This window comes from Chitinophaga jiangningensis, assembly GCF_900142605.1.
GTDB lineage: Bacteria > Bacteroidota > Bacteroidia > Chitinophagales > Chitinophagaceae > Chitinophaga > Chitinophaga jiangningensis.
This window is the reverse complement of the sequence record NZ_FRBL01000008.1, coordinates 236,846-255,359: the sequence shown is the minus strand read 5'-3', so window position 1 is coordinate 255,359 and position 18,514 is coordinate 236,846. Positions and strand designations below refer to the sequence as shown.

General features: G+C 49.2%; 12 protein-coding genes. 8 read left to right on the top strand and 4 right to left on the bottom strand.

Going from position 1 to position 18,514, the window contains the following annotated elements; genetic code table 11:
• Positions 1-144 precede the first annotated feature (144 nt).
• The 8 genes from BUB18_RS21680 (at position 145) to BUB18_RS21650 (ending at position 11,773) form a co-directional block, all read left to right on the top strand.
• Positions 145-1,386 (top strand): cation:dicarboxylate symporter family transporter, encoded by a 1,242-nt coding sequence (locus BUB18_RS21680; protein WP_083550487.1) that lies wholly within the window; start codon positions 145-147, stop codon positions 1,384-1,386.
• A gap of 272 nt (positions 1,387-1,658) precedes the next feature.
• Complete coding sequence (locus tag BUB18_RS21675) at positions 1,659-2,480, top strand: alpha/beta fold hydrolase (protein ID WP_073085095.1); 822 nt, start codon at positions 1,659-1,661, stop codon at positions 2,478-2,480.
• 208 nt (positions 2,481-2,688) lie between these two features.
• Complete coding sequence (locus BUB18_RS29700; protein WP_178372174.1) at positions 2,689-2,853, top strand: hypothetical protein; 165 nt, start codon at positions 2,689-2,691, stop codon at positions 2,851-2,853.
• 149 nt (positions 2,854-3,002) lie between these two features.
• On the top strand, positions 3,003-6,626 hold the full coding sequence (locus BUB18_RS21670) for a T9SS type B sorting domain-containing protein (RefSeq protein ID WP_178372173.1): 3,624 nt from the start codon (positions 3,003-3,005) through the stop codon (positions 6,624-6,626).
• 61 nt (positions 6,627-6,687) lie between these two features.
• Entirely contained in the window at positions 6,688-7,059 is a 372-nt protein-coding gene (locus BUB18_RS21665; protein ID WP_143160039.1) for a hypothetical protein, read from the top strand.
• 1,283 nt (positions 7,060-8,342) lie between these two features.
• A complete protein-coding gene (locus BUB18_RS21660) occupies positions 8,343-10,520 on the top strand; it encodes a TonB-dependent receptor (RefSeq protein ID WP_073085089.1) in 2,178 nt (725 codons plus the stop codon).
• A 39-nt stretch (positions 10,521-10,559) separates the two neighbouring features.
• Positions 10,560-11,036 carry a DUF4625 domain-containing protein gene (locus tag BUB18_RS21655; protein ID WP_073085087.1) on the top strand — a complete coding sequence of 159 codons (477 nt, stop codon included), beginning with the start codon at positions 10,560-10,562 and terminating at the stop codon, positions 11,034-11,036.
• A 29-nt stretch (positions 11,037-11,065) separates the two neighbouring features.
• On the top strand, positions 11,066-11,773 hold the full coding sequence (locus tag BUB18_RS21650; protein WP_073085085.1) for a DUF4625 domain-containing protein: 708 nt from the start codon (positions 11,066-11,068) through the stop codon (positions 11,771-11,773).
• Between the two features lie 112 nt (positions 11,774-11,885).
• Here the strand turns inward: BUB18_RS21650 and BUB18_RS21645 are convergent, their stop codons facing one another.
• From BUB18_RS21645 to BUB18_RS21630, 4 genes are read right to left on the bottom strand one after another with little or no spacing between them, the layout of a single operon-like run.
• The gene (locus BUB18_RS21645; RefSeq protein ID WP_073085083.1) at positions 11,886-12,803 is read right to left on the bottom strand and encodes a DUF5007 domain-containing protein; all 918 of its coding nucleotides are present in this window, start codon (positions 12,801-12,803) and stop codon (positions 11,886-11,888) included.
• 17 nt (positions 12,804-12,820) lie between these two features.
• On the bottom strand, positions 12,821-13,489 hold the full coding sequence (locus BUB18_RS21640) for a hypothetical protein (protein WP_073085081.1): 669 nt from the start codon (positions 13,487-13,489) through the stop codon (positions 12,821-12,823).
• 10 nt (positions 13,490-13,499) lie between these two features.
• On the bottom strand, positions 13,500-14,960 hold the full coding sequence (locus BUB18_RS21635) for a RagB/SusD family nutrient uptake outer membrane protein (RefSeq protein ID WP_073085080.1): 1,461 nt from the start codon (positions 14,958-14,960) through the stop codon (positions 13,500-13,502).
• A gap of 6 nt (positions 14,961-14,966) precedes the next feature.
• Positions 14,967-18,506: a SusC/RagA family TonB-linked outer membrane protein gene (locus BUB18_RS21630; RefSeq protein ID WP_073085078.1), complete on the bottom strand. Its 3,540-nt coding sequence runs from the start codon at positions 18,504-18,506 to the stop codon at positions 14,967-14,969.
• Between the last annotated feature and the right edge of the window lie 8 nt (positions 18,507-18,514).

Genomic DNA, 18,514 nt, shown 5'->3' with positions numbered 1-18,514 from the left:
GCTAGGGATAAAGATACAAGTACTTATCTAGTGTACCAAGGATTTAGACAATTTGCCGCAAAAATACCGCAATGGTGTTATTTAGTTTTTATAGTTCCGGGGAATTTTTGTTTATTGAGGCTTTTTTCAAAATTTAATAGGACTATGCCGTTGGAAGTGACCGCCCATGCAGCATCTGGGAGCGTTCCCAAGAGCTGGATTATTCGCCTGATTACCAATCTGACCTTCTGGGTATTGATTGCGATTATTGCTGCCGTAGTGCTGGGCGTGCAGGCACCGGCTACCGCCGTGAAGATGGAAGTCATCGGCAAAACGTTTATCGATATCATCAAACTGTTTATTGCACCGATCATTTTTCTCACGATTGTATTGGGCATCAGTGGAATGGACAGTCTGAAGAAAGTGGGCCGCATTGGTGTGAAGTCGCTGCTGTACTTTGAGGTGGTGAGTACTTTATCCCTCGCCATAGGTGTAGGCATGGCACTGCTCCTCAAGCCGGGGCATATAAACCGGGAGGGGTTACAAATGCAGAGTGCTGCCAAATATACTTCCGCGGCGGAAAAGGGTTTCAGCTGGCTGGAATTTTTCCTGAGCAACCTCACGCTGCAAGTTCTGCTGGCGGCCATCATCATCGGGGTGGCGTTAAACTATAGCCGTTACCGATGGCAGGTGATTGCATTTTTGGGGAAGATATCAAAAATCGTTTTTACCGCGCTTAAGTATGTGATGTACCTGGCACCCCTCGGTGCATTCGGAGGCATGGCGTATACGATAGGCAAGTTTGGACTACATACCTTAGTGCCATTGGCAAAGCTGATGGGTACCGTATATTTAACCATGATCATATTTGTAGTCGTGATATTAGGGAGCATCCTGCGGTATTACAAAATGAGCATCTTTAAATTTCTCCGGTATATCCGCGAGGAGCTGCTGCTGGTGCTGGGAACTTCTTCTTCTGAATCGGCGCTGCCTTCCATTATGCAGAAGCTGGAAGGTATTGGTTGCAGCAAATCCGTAGTTGGACTGGTGATTCCAACGGGTTATTCCTTTAACCTCGATGGTACTTCCATTTACTTATCCATGTCCGTGATTTTTATTGCGCAGTTGTATGATGTACACCTGGGTATCATGGAGCTGCTCAGCATCATCGGTATACTGATGATTACCTCCAAGGGAGCAGCGGGGGTAACAGGCAGCGGTTTTATTGTACTGGCATCTACCTTAACAGCACTCCATAAAATTCCTGTGGAAGGCCTGGCTTTTTTACTCGGCATAGATAAATTTATGAGTGAGGCGAGAGCGCTCACGAATATTATAGGTAATGGCGTAGCGACCATCGTGGTGGCTAAAAGCGAAAATGAGTTCACGGAAACACCAGCTTCATAATTAATTAATAAACACCTTTTGCCGGCACCGAAGGTGCCGGCGGTTGGTTCCGCGCTACGCGTGGTGATACTATATACCTCAAAATTCCGGGTTTATACAACAAAACAAAATCCTTTGCTGCTTACCTGCTTATGCTGCTTTGCGAGAAAAAAAATCGCAAAAATTTTTAGAACTCCGACGAACACAATTAAACCGTCAGTTGTTGGCTAATTGGAAACCATAGAAAGCCCTTGAGGTTTTAGATTTTTCAAACCAAATTAAAAAGTCAAACAATGAGCAAGATTACAGTACAAGACGGTACCGAAATTTATTACAAAGACTGGGGCACCGGTCAACCAATCGTATTCCATCATGGCTGGCCTTTATCTGGTGATGACTGGGATGCACAAATGTATTTCTTTCTGGAGCAGGGCTACCGCGTGATTGCACACGACAGAAGAGGCCATGGCAGATCATCGCAAACGGTGGTGGGCCACGACATGGACACTTATGCAGCGGATGTATTTGAGCTCGTGAAGGCGCTGGATCTGAAAGATGCGATCCATGTAGGCCACTCTACCGGTGGTGGTGAAGTAATCCGTTACGCCAACAAATTTGGAAAGGGCCGTGTAGCAAAAGCGGTGCTGATCAGCGCAGTGCCGCCAATAATGGTGAAAAGCGCCAGCAACCCGGGTGGTGTTGATATATCTGTATTCGATGATATTAGAAAAAATACAGCTGAAAATAGAGCGCAGTTTTATATAGATATCACTTTGCCATTCTACGGCTACAATCGCGAGGGGGCCGATGTAAAAGAAGGTATCAGAAGAAACTGGTGGCGCCAGGGAATGATGGGCTCCATCAAAGCGCACTACGATTGTATCAAAGCGTTTTCAGAAACCGATTTCACCGAAGACCTGAAAAACGTAGATATTCCTGTGCTGGCAATGCATGGTACAGATGATCAGATCGTGCCTTATGATAATGCCGGTCCTAAATCAGCCTCACTGGCTAAAAACGGAACACTGATTTCTTATCCGGGCTTCCCGCATGGTATGCCAACTACTGAAGCAGCTACCATCAATAAGGATCTCCTGGCCTGGATCAAATCATAGGCATCACCCCGTCAGGTGATAACGATCATTAATTGCGTTCACTTGCTTATGATAGATTTAAAGCGCTGCATTGCCGGTATGGCAATGCGGCGCTTTTTTTATTTTCTATGGACTGCTGAGGCTACAATGCCTTGATGAATCTTTGGATATTCGTTCACCTGCTAATACGGATCCAGCGCGCATAGTAACTACAAGTTGCGGGCTCCTTGTGGAGCAGACGCTTTCCATCGCCAGCCGATTCGACATGGGTGGCAGGTGCCTACCAGCCATTAACCAGCCCAGCGCCCCTGGCGGCGTGGGCGCCAGCCCACACCACCAGGAATCCTTCGATGGCCGAAGGCCTTCAGCCATCGAAGGATTCCTGACTAATTAAATATTATTACTTAAATTTACGGAAGAGACGGCCCCAATTATTCATCAACCTCAGACGTTATGAGATTAAAAGTATCTCGTAGACTTGTGTTATTTGTTTGCCTCTTACTTTCATACATATGCAGTGCAGCGCAGGATAAACTTTATGTGGTGAACGGGAATGATCTCGGTTATGTGGATATGGCGGATTATACCTATCACAAGATAGTAACCCTGACCAGGGTTTTCACAGACCTTGCAAATACACCGGATGGAAAGTTTTACGGTTTGGACGATGCATCCATTTATGAAATTAATGTAACGGATGGTACCTGTACACTGGTACCTATCGGAACTAATCCTACGTTTGACTATGGTAACTCCATGGTGAGCGACAGGGACGGGAACCTTTTTGTTGCCGGCAGCGCTGACTATCTCCATAAAATAAATCTGAAAACAGGTGAAGTAACCCAGGTGGGACTGATGGGCTATGCCCCCGGAGGTGACCTATGTTTCAGTGACGGGAAACTATATATGGTGACCCACGACAGTGAGCTGCTGGAAATCACGCTGGACGGCACCCGCAGCAGTATCGTGTCGACCCGGCTGATAGGCAAACTGGGTGTAAAAGGGCAGGTATATAGTATTGGTACCAACCAATACGGAATTTGTTACCTCATCAGCACCATTGGCGAACTGGCCATCATTGACCTGGAAGATGCTACCACCTACGTGATTAACAACGATATCAAAGGCGGGTTGAAGGAAGTAAACGGCATCGCCATCCTCAATGAAGGGAAGAATGATAAAGACATTGAAATTTGCGGCAACGGCATAGATGATGATAAGAACCGGTTTATTGATGATAATGACCTGGCCTGCCGTATGAAGCGCGGCGTATGTACTACCGACAGCAAAGAAATATTCCGGGAAGAATTTGGTACCGGCGGTGGCTATGGCAGCGCAGTGCCGGGCCTGCATAGTGGGGCATATACATTTTCCAATACCGCCCCGTTACAGGAAGGCCAGTATACGGTGGTGGACAATCCGCGTACTGCCATCGGCAACAATACCTGGAAGCAAATGCCGGATTACAGCGGCCAGCCGGGCGGACGTATGATGGTCATTAACGGGTCTTTTTTTCCGGGAGAGATTTACCGCAAACTCATCACCGGTTTATGCGATCAGCAACAATATTCACTTTCCGTAAAAGCCTGTTCTGTGATTTCTCCTGAACTGACCTGCGGTGAAAATACATCCCCTATACCTTCGCGCATACGATTTCGCATTGAAGATGGGAGTGGTAATATTTTAGGTCAGTTATCAGAGAAGTATATACCACCGGATGATAACCCCAACGGCACCTGGAAAGATTATGGCCTGATATTTACCCTCCCCGCCAATATCACCACGATACAGGTGGTACTCCTCAACGATGCACCCGGAGGCTGTGGCAACGATATGGCCATCGACAACATCGTACTCAGTACCTGCCTGGTGGAGCAGGCGGTAAAGGTTAACAACGGCAACAGCCTGTCGGCCTGCGCCAATGAAGCTGCCACGTTCACCGCGGATATGACTGGTTCCGCCATCAGCAATCCACTCTTTACCTGGCAGAAATTTGATGCAGCCACTTCCCGCTGGGCAGACGTGAGTGCCACTACCGTGCCTACTTTTGTAATCCAGCATATTACATCCGCAGATGCGGGGCAATACCGCGTGATGATCCGGGAAAATACCAGTGCGGCCTGTTTCAAACAGGCAGTATCCCAACCGGTGGTACTAACCGTAAAAGCATTGCCGGATGTACAGGTGGCTGCTACGATCAGTGTGTGCACCGGCCAGCCCTTACAGCTGAATGCAACCACCGCGGCCGGCAACACGATTGTATGGACGGATACTAAAGGAAATACCTATAACGGGGCTTCGCCGGTGGTAGCCACTGCGGCTACGGCGCAGCAATCGGGCGACTATGCCGTAAAGGTAACGGCGGCAGATAATTGTGTGAATACCGCTAAGTCAACTGTAACTGTGCAAAGCACCATTGCCTATTCATTTACATTACCTCCGCAAAGCATTTGCGTGGGAGCACCTGTACAGGCCACCGTAGCAACCGGGCCTGTTATCACCGGTTACGAGTGGACTACCGACGCCGCCGGCACTATCATCGGCCCCAATACTGCTACACCCACGATCAGCTGGAATGCACCAGGCACGCATACACTCACTTTAAAAGCAACGGGCAATTGTTTGCAGTCGCAGCCGGTAAGCCAGCAGGCTACTGTTGTAGCGGCTTCCCAGCCGGGTACACTGAGTTTTAAAACGCCGGTATGTGTGGGCGAAGCGGTTGCCCTGACGTTGAGTGGGCAGTCCACCGGAACGGTAACCTGGGATCTGACCGGTAACCCGGCCACGCAGGGTAGCGGCACGCCATTAACAGCCACCTGGGCAGCTCCCGGGAAATACACCATCAAATACACGGTGAATGGGTCCTGTGGGCAAACCACCGGTATCACGGGGTATATTGAAGTGACCAGTATACCAGTTGTACAGGTGACTGCTGCTATCAACATTTGCAGCGGTGAGGCCCTGCAGTTGAAAGCCACTGCTGCTGCTGGTACTACCTACACCTGGACGGATACCAAAGGCAATACCTATAACGGGGCTTCACCGGTGGTATCCACTGCTGCTACGGCGCAGCTGTCCGGGGTGTATACCCTGAAAGCCAGTGCAGGTGCCAATTGCGTGGCCACTGCACAATCCACTGTGACGGTGCAAAACAGGACAGCATATGCATTTAGTATTCCTTCGCAGGCCATATGCGTGGGAGCACCTGTGCAGGCTACGGTGGCCGCCGGGCCCACTATTACCGGCTACGAATGGAGTACGGACGTATCAGGAACTATCTCCGGTCAAAATACCGCTACCCCTACGGTACAATGGAATACACCGGGTACGCATACACTCACATTAAAAGCAACGGGCAATTGTTTACAGGTACAGTCGGCGCAGCAGCAGGCTAATGTGGTAGCAACGGCATTGGTGGGGCAGCTGAATTATAAGTCACTGGCATGCATAAACGAACCGGTGACGTTTAACGTTACAAATCAGTCGGTGGGCACCATTAGCTGGAGCTTTTCCGGCAATCCTGTTACGCAGGGCAGCAGTACACCGTTTACTGCTACCTGGACTACCCCTGGGCAATATACCATTCAATACACCGTGAAAGGCTCCTGCGGACAGACCACTGCCGCTACCAGAACGATTGAAGTGGGCGGCAAGCCTACGGTGACACTACCGGATGATACTACGCTTTGCAAAGGCGTGCAGCTATTACTGCAACCAGCCTATAGCAACGACGTAACAGGCTTCAGCTGGCAGAACAGTGATTTTTCAGCTAACCCTGTATCGGTGGCCAATGAAGCAGGTACCTACACCTTAGTAGTGCAGAATAAGTATGGTTGCCGCGCGAGTGATGCTATTAATGTTAAGTATGGCAGCTGCGGTTGTGAGGTATATATGCCGAATGCTTTTACACCTAACGGCGATGGCAAAAATGATATTTTTAAACCGCTGGTATATTGTACCACGCGCATGTTTCGGTTCAGCGTGTACAACCGCTGGGGACAATTAATTTTCAGCACCAGCAAACCAGGGGATGGCTGGAATGGTAGTTTAAATAATTCCGGTGGCCGCAAGGCGGACCCGGGTACTTACGTGTGGGTGCTGGAATATGAAGGCGTTGAAAATACGGGAGCAGTCCGCAAAACCGGTGCGGTTACACTGCTACGATAATCACATAAATTCTTTTTCGAATTTTCTTGGATCGTTGGATGTATTTCTTATTTTTGCAACGATGTTTCAATTATTTCTAAACAGGAGAAAGTCGCTCAACGCCGTTATGGCCTGGATGCTGCTGGCAATATTTGCCATCAGCCAGGTGCCGGCGCAGTGGCTGCATGGCTGCTTTGCCACGCATGTGCATACCTGTTCGGAAAGCGTACACAGTGAGCAGGCTAAGCTTACCAAAACGCAGATTAAATGTCACTGTTCCCATGTGGTACATCACGATTCACCTTACCTGGTGTGGGCTGTTTCAACAGCAAATAGTGAGGTAACCTACCCATTGCCATTGTTATATAGTTACCGGAGTGCCTTTACCTATGTGGCACCCAGGTATTTCTTCGCGATTCAGGGGCCTCCTGAAATGTATAGTTTCATATTGTAATGTTTTTTTCCTGGTCTGACTCTCTGGAGGGATGGATTGCTCCCTGCTGCGTAGAGACGCCTGGCAGGCGTCTATCAAAACACCATCTTCGCAGCAATCAATGTTATGTTTTCATATGGAGAAAGCATTGGAGATTGGTGCGAATAGACGCCTGCCAGGCGTCTCTACACGGGGGTAAATTGTTTTCAAATCGCAATGATCGTTTGATGAAACCATCTTAAACGTGATGCCGGCATTTAATCAATAGTCTGTTCAAAATATGCGAATTATTGTTGCATATGCTGCTGGACTATTCCCTGCTGCGTAGAGACGCCTGGCAGGCGTCTATCAAAACACAATCTCCGCAGCAATCCAATGTTATGTTTTCATATGGAGAAAGCATTGGAGATTGGTGCGAATAGACGCCTGCCAGGCGTCTCTACACGGGGGTAAATTGTTTTCAAATGGCAATGATCGTTTGATGAAACCATCTTAAACGTGATGCCGGCATTTAATCAATAGTCTGTTCAAAATATTCGAATTATTGTTGTATATGCTGCTGGACTATTCCCTGCCGCGTAGAGACGCCTGGCAGGCGTCTATCAAAACACAATCTTCGCAGCAATCCAATGTTATGTTTTCATATGGAGAAAGCATTGGAGATTGGTGCGAATAGACGCCTGCCAGGCGTCTCTACACGGGGGTAAATTGTTTTCAAATGGCAATGATCGTTTGATGAAACCATCTTAAACGTGATGCCGGCATTTAATCAATAGTCTGTTCAAAATATTCGAATTATTGTTGTATATGCTGCTGGACTATTCCCTGCTGCGTAGAGACGCCTGGCAGGCGTCTATCAAAACACAATCTTCGCAGCAATCAATGTTATGTTTTCATATTGAATTGAATTTATTGTAGCGGAGAAAGCATTGGAGATTGGTGCGAATAGACGCCTGCCAGGCGTCTCTACACGGGGGGGAATTGTTTTCAAATCGCAATGATCGTTTGATGAAACCATCTTAAACGTGATGCCGGCATTTAATCAATAGTCTGTTCAAAATATGCGAATTATTGTTGTATATGCTGTTGGACTATTCCCTGCCGCGTAGAGACGCATGGCAGGCGTCTATCAAAACACAATCTTCGCAGCAATCCAATGTTATGTTTTCATATGGAGAAAGCATGGGAGATTGGTGCGAATAGACGCCTGCCAGGCGTCTCTACACGGGGAAAAATTGTTTTTAAATCGCAATGATCGTTTGATGAAACCATTTCAAACGTGATGCGGGAATTTAATCAATGATATGCGAATTATTCTTATCTGTATGCTGCTGCTGGCGGCATGGAGTAGGCCTGTGCATGCCCAAAAACTTATTGCCAATGATACATTAGCCGGTGTAACGGTAACGGGAAATCATACGGAGCGCCGCATAAAGGAGAGTGCGCTGCCGATGGAAATGGTGAACCGTGAATATATCCGTCGCAATATGGGCGGTAGTTTGATGAAATCGCTCGAAAAGCTGCCGGGCATCAAATCCATTGGCATTGGCTCGGGTAATTCCAAGCCGCTTATACGCGGGCTGGGCTTCAACCAGGTGGTGGTGGCGGAGCATGGCATCAAGCACGAAGGGCAGCAGTGGGGCGCGGATCATGGATTAGAAATAGATCAGTTTAATGCCGGGCAGATAGAGATTGTGAAAGGTCCGGCTGCCTTTCTCTATGGTGCGGACGCGATCGGTGGCGCTATTGATATCAAGTCGCCGGCCCCGCCCGCAGCACATACCTATGGCGGCTCCCTGGATCTCACCGGAAAAAGTAATAACCGCCAACTGGCCATGTCCGCACAGGTGTTTGCACGTACCAGTAACTGGTTTATGACGGCCCGCGTAACAGCCACCGATTATGGCGACTACCGCGTGCCGGCAGATACGGTGTATGTATACAGTTATGCCGCACCGCTGCACAACCACCAGGTGCGCAATACGGCGGGTCGGGAGCGCAATGCGCATGTGAGTACCGGCTGGATAGGCAGGCACGCGGCCACTACTTTTTATGGCAGCATCGTGTATAATAAAGCCGGGTTTTTTGCCAACGCACACGGACTGGAGCCGCGCCGGGTGGATGCGGAATTGCATGACCGCTCTTCCCGTGATATACAGCTGCCCTCGCAGGAAGTCACGCATTATAAGCTCGTGAATAAAACTACTTTCCATCTTGGCACGCACCAGCTGCTGTGGCAGTCCGGCTTCCAGCGCAACTTCCGTCAGGAATATAACCACTATGTGAACCATGGATACATGCCACCGGTATACCCCGAAAGCATGCCCACGCCTAAAACGCTGGAACGGCAGTACGATAAAACGGTGTGGAATACGGCATTGAGCGACTACCATCAACTGGGGAGGCATGAGTTGCGCTATGGCGGCGAAATTTCGTATCAGCGTAACCGTATCGACGGCTGGAGCTTTCTGATACCGGCCTTTTCGCAATGGCAGGCAGGCTTTTATGCCTATGATAAACTGGCATTAACGGATGATTTGCTGCTTCATGGCGCGCTGCGGTACGACCTCGGTAAAATAAATATTGCGCCTTATGCTGATTGGTTTACATCTCCCATTATCAATGGAAAAGATACGACACACGAATACTTATCGCGTGCAACAGCGACTGCGCGCAGATTTTCCAGTGTTAACTGGTCGTTCGGGATTAGCTATCAGCCGCAGCATTTAGTGCTGAAAGCCAATGTGGGTAGTAGCTTTCGCATGCCAATCGCAAAGGAGCTGGGGGCTAACGGTGTCAACTATCATTATTTCAGGTATGAGCGGGGAGATGTAAATCTCTCACCGGAGCGCAGCTACCAGCTGGACCTGGGCATCGGGTGGAATACCGACCGATGGTCGGTACAACTGACCCCGTACCTGAATTATTTCTCTAACTACATCTACCTGAATCCCACTGCGGAGCACGACTACCAATATGGCGCGGGCAACCAGGTGTTTTATTATGCACAAAGTAAGGTATGGAGATATGGAGCTGAACTACAGGCACAGTACAAGTTATGGGAGCGTTTGCAGCTGGGGTTTGCAGGGGAATATTTATACAACCGTCAACTCTCCGGAAGTAAGAAAGGGTATACGTTACCATTTACACCGCCACCTTCGGCGCTGCTATCCGCTAATTATTCCTTCAGTAAAAATTCCTGGATAGGAGTGGATTACCGGATTACTGCAGCACAACGCCGCATTGTTCCACCAGAGCGGACTACCTCCGGTTACCAGTTGCTTGGATTTAATGCCGGCAGTAAGTTAAATATCAAAGGCCAGCCATTAGCGCTCAACCTGCAAATACAAAATTTACTGAATACCAATTACCTCGACCACACGAGCTTTTACCGCCTGATTGCCTTGCCGGAGGCGGGTAGAAATATTGTGTTGTCGCTTAGTATACCCGTTACCGTTACCCGTAACGAAAAGGCTATCTGATGCGGCGCTAACATCTCCCTAAAAAAATAAAAAAGCAATATGAAACGAACACGATTGTATTACGGGCTGCTATTGCTGACGGCCATTACATTTTACTCCTGTAGCAGGGATGATCAGCAAACAGATACTGCCTATCCGGAAATAGACCTGGGTATTTCCGGCGCTTTCCCGCAGCAGTGCAGTATCCTGGAACGTGGCAGGACTTTCACCTTCCGTGCAAGGTTTACCGATAATATGGCATTGGGATCGTACAGCCTGGATATACACCACAACTTCGACCATCACACGCACAGCACGGAGGTGAAAGTTTGTGATGAAGAGGGGGTGAAGGCGCCTGTAAAACCCATGCTGTTCATTAAAGACTATCCGATACCTGCCGGAGCCGCTGATTATACGGCCACTGCGGAGATTGCAGTGCCGGTGGATGTGGATCCCGGCGATTATCACTTCATGATCCGCCTGACGGACAAGGAAGGCTGGCAAACGATGAAGGGCATCAGCATAAAAATTATCTAAATATTTATTCATTTAAAAATTCAACTATCATGAAATGGTCCCTCGGGAAAATCGGGATGGTGCTGGCAATGTCGGCCGGCTTATTCGCCTGTTCCAAAAAAGATGACGTGGCGCCTGCCGCTACTATTAGCCTGAAAGAAATCGGCAGTAACAACAGCAAAGTGGCTTATGCCGGCAGCGATTTGCATATCGATGCTACAATCATTGCTCCTGGCGGTATTAAGGCAATTACAGTGGATATTCATTCACAGGAATCCGGCGGCTGGAAATTTGATTCCACCTACACCGAAGGCTTTGCGGGTGTAAAAAATGCAGATTTTCACAAACATATTGATATACCTGCGGAAGCTGCCGCCGGCAAATATCATATACATCTAACCGTTATAGATCAGCAGGGTAAGCAAACGGAAGTGGAGTCGGAGCTGGAAATCAAAATGGATGCTACATTACCTTCCCTGGATGGTTTGGAGCTGAAATTAAATACAGATAAAACTGATTTACATGTGGGGGGAGATATTACAGCGCCAAATAAAATCGCCGGCGTAACCGTGGAAATCCACGGCGGATGGGAGTACGAAGTTACGTATACCGATGCGGCCATGGTAGGGCAAACCACTTATCATTTACATAAGCATGTAAATGTAAGTGCGGCACCAGCGGGGCATTATCATGTGCATATTAAAGTAGTGGATCAGTTAGGGAAAGAGCGGGAGTTTGAAGCGCATTTTGATAAATAAATAACCAGGAGCCTTGAGGCTCCTGGTTATTTATTGGGGTTGTTGCGTGCAACAACCCCTTTTGCATTTGTTTGTGGTGCTGGGCCATGGGCACAGCTATAGGGAGCATAGGCTATTTATAGTTTAATTTGATATTAATGGTCCACATGCCTTCTTTACGTATGGCAAAAGCAAACCAGAAATTGAAATAGGCGCCGTTGATATCCCCGTTGTTGTACATATCGATGGTAAGCGTTTTCCCGGCTACATAAGGCAATGGGAAGTTGGCTACTTCCAGCTCCAGGTGATCAGGAAAAGCGGTGTATTTCGTAGGGTTTTCCAATCCCAGGTTATGCCAGTCCTTCAGGTCCGTTACGCCGGGTGTAGTGGAATAATCATACCCGATCAGCTTTTCAGGGTCCACCGGGTTGTTGTTCTTATCCGTAAAATAAACCGCAATTTTATTACCGGTAAGACTGGTTCTTTTAAAATTCACTTCAATACCGGTAAGGTTACCATCAATTCCCTGGAAGGTATAAGCATAGTCCAGCGCATACGAAATATTGATGGTAAGCGCGTTCTTTATCAGCATTTCGCCCCCTGAGTTTTTTACGCGTATATCGAGGGTATATTTCCCCTTTGGCATTTGCAGGGTATCGAATTCCGGGTAAATGATAATTGACCCGTTTTCCGGATTGATATCGATCGCGGGGCGCTCCAGCAGCTGGCGCTTGTCGTCGATTTCCTTTGCTGTTTTTTCCTTTGTTGTATAGGCTGACTTCCACCACCAGGTTTTTACTTTATAGTCCATCAGCGACTGCATCACCTTACCGTCTGCAGCGCGGATAGCATCGATGGAGAAAGTGAGTGGCTTACTCGATTCATCCGCTACCATAGCGGCAGTAACGATGAGGGTGCCACCAATGGATGCATTAATAGTGGGGTTCGTGTATTTGATGGCCGGGCTCAGGAAGCCGTCTGTTTTATCTTTGGAGCAGGACATGGCAAACAGTGTGAGCGCCAGTATCCAGCAGTTGATAATACGTGTCATGTTACGAAGCTTTTAGGTTATCGGTAATATTTCTGTTTAAGGCCGGCGCCAAAGCTGGCGCCGTTTTTCAGTACATGCACCACTGCATTGGCGGTGATGAGATTATGCGTTTGTATGCCGCCGGTATAACGTGTGGAATCCAGTCCCGGAATTTTTACGTGGGTGTATTCTATGTAAAACGCAGAGGTAGGGAGAGAACTTCCCGGCTGGATACCGCCACCTCTTCCGTACAGGAACAGGCTGTCACCATTTTCAGCTTTGTAAAACATTTCCTTATCGGTCACCGCTTTTTCCAGGGTGATTTTCGCGTTAGGGATGATGAAGCGGCCAAGCAGGAAGCGCAGTGTGTCTTTCCCGATGGAGGATAGCGGGCGTGGTGTTTGTTTATCGTCCGGTTTGAAATTCAGCTGTAATCTTTGTACGGCACTGTTAGGTGCGGCAAAGAAGGTGATGTTTGGCTGGTTTACCAATGCTTTGGCATCCAGGATATCGATGATTTTTACCAGTGAGTCGAACATGTGGTTGGACCTGCTGGCGAGAAAATCATAGACGGGCATATTCATTTCCTCGCGGGATTGGCCGGACAGGCCACCGTCCACATAATAATCATTTTTGCGGCAGGCTGGCAATGCCAGGGCTGCCAGCATGGTGAAAGTGTATATTTTCAGGAAGATATTTTTATACATGGCGCATAGGTTATTTCCAGAAATCGTTCTGGGTGATGACGAAATTAGATTTGGCGATGATGGTTTGGCTGATGGGTAGCAGCCAGGCACCTTTCTCGTACCAGTCAGCCTGTTTGATACGGGTATCTTTATCAATTTTCCGGTTTCTAACCAGGTCGAAGAAGTACTGGCCTTCCCCGAGTAATTCTTTTTTGCGCTCCAGCAGGATGGTATCCTGGATGTTACCACCACCGGTGTACTCCGGTGCGTTAGCGCGGCGGCGTACACGATTGAGCAGGTCCGCTGCTTCAGCGTTGCGGTTGATGCCGTTGGATGCAAGGGCTTCGGCGCGCAGCAGCAGGATGTCTGCGAGGCGAGTAATGATGATATTGGATTCATTGATGTTTTGAGAAGAGGTATCTCCTTTCAGCTGCAGGGTTCTGTATTTGCCGAGGAATACGCGGTCTTCATTTTTCCCCTGGAGGTAGGTCTCGTATATAAACCAGGTGGCTATACGATCATCTTTTACGCCGGGGGTAAACATGTTGTTGATCTGGTCGCGGTGAGGCGTGAGGAGGTATCTGTCGCTACCGCCGCCACCGTCGCTGTAATCCGTGTACCATGGTCTGCCCAGTGTTCTGTTAAATACGCGGTTTTTTTGTACTTCCCGGGTGTTTACATCGAAGTTGAGTTCAAAGATGCCTTCGCTGGATTTACCGATGAAGATGCTGATGAGATTGGAGGTAGGCACGAGGCTGTAAGGGCCGGCGGTGATCACGCTGTCGCAGTACTTTTCGCAGGTAGCGTAATCGTGGTTCCATCCGGATACGTGCGCTTTGATGGCCCAGGCAGCACCTTTTGTAGCGCGTACGGCCGCATCCCCATCCGCATACTTCAGGTCCAGGTTGTTGATGGCGATATCGAGGTCGGCATTGATTTGTTTAAATACCTCTGCCTGTGGTGTGCGTGGTATATTGTCGATATTAATGGCCTGGAGGTTCATGGGTACGTCGCCCCAGAAGCGCACGAGGTAGAAGTAGGTGAGGGCTCTGATGAAGCTGGCCTCGCCGATGTGGCGGCGGCGTGTTTTTTCGTCGTAGATGTTAATCTTGCTGATGCGGTCCAGTACCAGGTTACATTGCGCGATGACGGTGTAGAACTGGTTCCAGTTACCGCCGTCGTTGTTGAGTAACGCGGCAGCGGTGTTTTGCGGGATGGGTGTTTCCACTCTTACGTTCTGCACATCCGAGTAGCTGGTGAACAGGTTGGCGCGTACATCTCCCATTAAAAAAACTTTATCAGGAACTACTGCACGCAGGTAGGAGTAGGCCGATGCGATGGCCTTTTCCACATCAGCGGAAGAGGTGATAGCATTATCGGCGGTGGGTAATTCAATGATTTGCGGATCCAGGATTTTTTTACAGGAGAAAAGGGTGGCTGCTATGATCAGCGCGTATAAAATCGGGTATTTCCGGAATGAAAATATCTTCATGATAGATTAGAATTCGAAGTTAAAGCCAAGGTTAAATTTGTACGGAATCGGATAACCGTTACCGAGGTCGTAGCCGTATGAATCCACGTTTTCAGGATCAACGCCGCTATATTTGGAGAGAAGGAACACATTGCTCATTCCCCCGTATACACGCAGTTTGCGTATATGTGCGCGACTCAATACTGCCGGTGAGAAATCGTACGACAGGTTGATGTTATTCAACCGGATGAAGCTGCCATCTTCCAAAAACAGATCTGTATTGGTTTCGTAGTTACCTATGAAATCGTAGCTGGACAAGCCATAGTATCTCCATGGATTCAGTACCGGGTATTTAGCATTGGTATGTTCAGGCGTCCAGAAGTCGAGGTCGGAAACATCCAGCAGGTTACGTTGTCCGCCGGGGTAGTTTACGTTTTCGCTGGCCGTCCAGCTAACTGCTTTGATACGGTCTGCCAGTACTTTATTGAATACTTTATTACCTACGGAGTAGTTGAAGAAAAGATCCAGCTGCACTACTGCGTTATTTTTAAAACGGTAGCTGAAGGAATGTGCAAAGCTGCCGGTGAATTTAGGATTGGGATCGCCGCTGTATACCCGGTCAGTGTTGTCCATTACGCCGATACGTCCGTCGCCGTTAACGTCCAGCAGTTTGATATCGCCGGCGCGGTAAGGATCCTGGGAAGTGAAGCCGCTGGTATTGGGGTAGAGTTTTTGACCGGTGTATTTGCTTACAGGTACTTCATCGTCGGTGGCGTAAACGCCGAGGTATTTCATGAGGTAGAAGCCGTTGAGCGGGCGGCCTATCTGCAGGTAAGGCTGACCTACGGCGTAGCCGGAGCGGGACACGCTGCGGCCAAAGTCAGGCAGCTTCGTGAGCTCGTTGCGGTTGATAGCACCGATGAAGGTGGTGGAGTACTGGAAGTTATTATTAGGCTTTGTGATATAGGCGGTGATGGCTGCTTCGTAGCCATAGTTGCGAACGGCGCCGCTGTTGACATACCTGGAGGAGTAGCCGCTGGTGCCGTTGAGTGCATCCGGGAAGAGGAAGCCATCGGTGTTTTTGTTGTAGTAGTCGAGGGCCATGGTAATTCTGCTGTTAAAGAATTCCAGGTCCAGCCCGATGCCCTGATCTTTGGTTGTTTGCCAGGTCAGGTTAGGAAGGGCGATACCGTTACCACCTGCGTAGTTAGGGGCCAGTAAAGGCACACCGTTGTAAGTGGCATTGTCGCCGCTTTTGGTGAGGTAGGCACCTACTGCCAGGTAGTTGTCTTCGTATTGTGTGCCTGATTTACCAGTGCTGGCGCGGATTTTACCGAAGTTGAGGATGTTGCCGAGTCTTTTATTCAGGAAGTTTTCTTCTGTGAACACCCAGCCGGCGGATACCGATGGGAAGTAGCCCCATTGGTTGTCTTTACCGAATTTGGAGGAGCCATCTGCGCGGATAACGCCTTGCAGGAGGTATCTCTTTTTATAGTTATAGGAGAGTCGGGAGTAATAGGATAAAAGGCCGTATTTGAGGTTATGTGTTTCCAGCTTCAGGTTGGCCTGCGGATAGCCGAGGATTACCTGTTGAGCATCGCTGGGGCCGCCGGTGGCAGCGCCGTAGATGTTATTGTTTTCGCTGGTGTTGATAGTATTACCAACGGTGAGATCGAACGAGTGTTGGGAAGGAAAAGTATGGTACAGGCGAAGGAATGTTTCGCTCAGCAGGTTTACTTTTTCCTGGGAGTAGTACGATGCTGCTGCCTTTGCGTCGCTGCGGGTGCCGCTTGGCTCAAAGGTGCGGGTGCGGTAAAACTCGTAGTTGCCGGAGGCGCGGGAGGTGAGGTTCAGAAATTTAAAGATATCGTAGCTCACTTCCAGCTGAGCCAGTCCGCGACGGGTAAGGTCGAGGTTCACGCCTTTGCTGTAGGAGTCCAGGAATGCGTCGAAATAGCCACTGGTTGGACCCGGGCGGAAGGAGGAGGAGAAGTTGTTACCTACTACGGCGGCGTTATAGGTATCGCCGCGTTTCTGGCTTGCATCTGTCTGACTCAGGTTAGCCCTTCCCGTTATAGTGAGTTTGGAGGTAGGTTTAAATATACCATTATAGGTGAGGGAGAAACGGGAGAAGCCGGAGCCCAGTACAATCCCTTTTTCTTTATAGTAGTCTACGCCCACGCGGTAGCTGGCATTTTCTGTAGCACCGCTGATGCCGAGATTGACATTTTTAATATCCGCATCGCGGAAGTAGAGTTTTTGCCAGTCGGTGGAGTTGTTATAAAAGCCGTTGAGACTGTCGGTCAGTTCGATGGGCATGTCTGTAGCGCCGCCACCTACTTTAGCTGATTTATACTGGTTGTATAAGGCAATTTTGAAGTTGCGTTCAGCTGCGCCGCCCAGTGTTTTACGAAGGCTGGGGTAGTAGCTGAGGCCATATTGCGTATTTAATGTTACGATAGGCTTACCGATTTTACCGCGTTTGGTATTGATGATGATTACGCCATTGGCGCCTCTGGAGCCGTAGATGGCGGTGGCAGAAGCGTCTTTGAGGACTTCCACTGATTCCAGGTCGAAGGGGCTGAAACCTGCGAGTACGGAGGTGATAGCTTGTCGCGGGTCCGATGGGTTAAACACATCCTGTTCCAGTGGCACTCCGTCGATAATGAACAGTGGGGTGCTTACCACGCCGGAGTTGGCGGAGTTGGAGAAGGAGGCGAGCCCTCTGATCTGCACCATGCTTCTGCCGCCGGGCATACCGGAGTTGTTTTGCACGAGCAGGCCGGGGGCGAGGCCCTGGAGGAGGCCTTCGATGGAGCCGCTGGGTTTATTCTGCAGCTGTGAGCCTTTGATGGTGGAGATGGCCGATGTTGTTTCTCTTCTTTTTTGCGTACCGTAACCTACGGAGATGTTTACTTCCTGCAGTTGGGAGGAGGAGGGTTGCAGGGTGATGAGCAGGTTTTGGGTATTGCTGCGCACCAGCTGGCTTCTGTTTTCCCGGTTGGGTACGGAGAGGTTGCCGTTATCCAGTTTCAGCAGCAGGGGGTTGAAGCCGATGGAGGAGATGACGATGGTAGCGTTGTCCGGTACATTAGCCAGGTTAAAGTAGCCGTCAGCGTTAGCCGTGCTTCCTTGTCGTGTACCCTGCACCGTGATACTGGCGCCGATTACGGGCTGGTTGTCCGGGCTGAGGATGCGGCCGATCAGGGTGATGGTGGCCTGCTGGATGGCCGTTGGGCTGGTGATGGTCACGATTTTATCTGTGACTTCGTAGGTAAAGGGTTGGCCTTTGAAGACTTCAGCGAGTGCCTGTTGGAAGGAGGCGTCTTTGAGGTCGATGGTAACCGGCAGGGCATTTTTGGTAAACCTGGCATCGAATACAAAGGAGTACCCCGTTTGGGAGCGGATGGAGGCGAGGACCTGATCCAGTCGGGCATCATGCACTTTTAGGTCTACCTTTTGTGAATAGGCCGTTGCGGCGGAGGCCAGTGATTGCACGGCTGACAGTACTAAGCAGCAGGCATAGCGCTTCCAATGGCCCAGCATGTGGCCATGTTGAATTTTCATGATAATAG

Coding starts and splice junctions, on each gene's coding strand:
- BUB18_RS21640 (WP_073085081.1), bottom strand. CDS start 13,489: ATGTATAAAAATATCTTCCTGAAAATATACACTTTCACCATGCTGGCA.
- BUB18_RS21635 (WP_073085080.1), bottom strand. CDS start 14,960: ATGAAGATATTTTCATTCCGGAAATACCCGATTTTATACGCGCTGATC.
- BUB18_RS21680 (WP_083550487.1), top strand. CDS start 145: ATGCCGTTGGAAGTGACCGCCCATGCAGCATCTGGGAGCGTTCCCAAG.
- BUB18_RS21650 (WP_073085085.1), top strand. CDS start 11,066: ATGAAATGGTCCCTCGGGAAAATCGGGATGGTGCTGGCAATGTCGGCC.
- BUB18_RS21675 (WP_073085095.1), top strand. CDS start 1,659: ATGAGCAAGATTACAGTACAAGACGGTACCGAAATTTATTACAAAGAC.
- BUB18_RS21665 (WP_143160039.1), top strand. CDS start 6,688: ATGTTTCAATTATTTCTAAACAGGAGAAAGTCGCTCAACGCCGTTATG.
- BUB18_RS21660 (WP_073085089.1), top strand. CDS start 8,343: ATGCGAATTATTCTTATCTGTATGCTGCTGCTGGCGGCATGGAGTAGG.
- BUB18_RS21645 (WP_073085083.1), bottom strand. CDS start 12,803: ATGACACGTATTATCAACTGCTGGATACTGGCGCTCACACTGTTTGCC.
- BUB18_RS21655 (WP_073085087.1), top strand. CDS start 10,560: ATGAAACGAACACGATTGTATTACGGGCTGCTATTGCTGACGGCCATT.
- BUB18_RS21630 (WP_073085078.1), bottom strand. CDS start 18,506: ATGAAAATTCAACATGGCCACATGCTGGGCCATTGGAAGCGCTATGCC.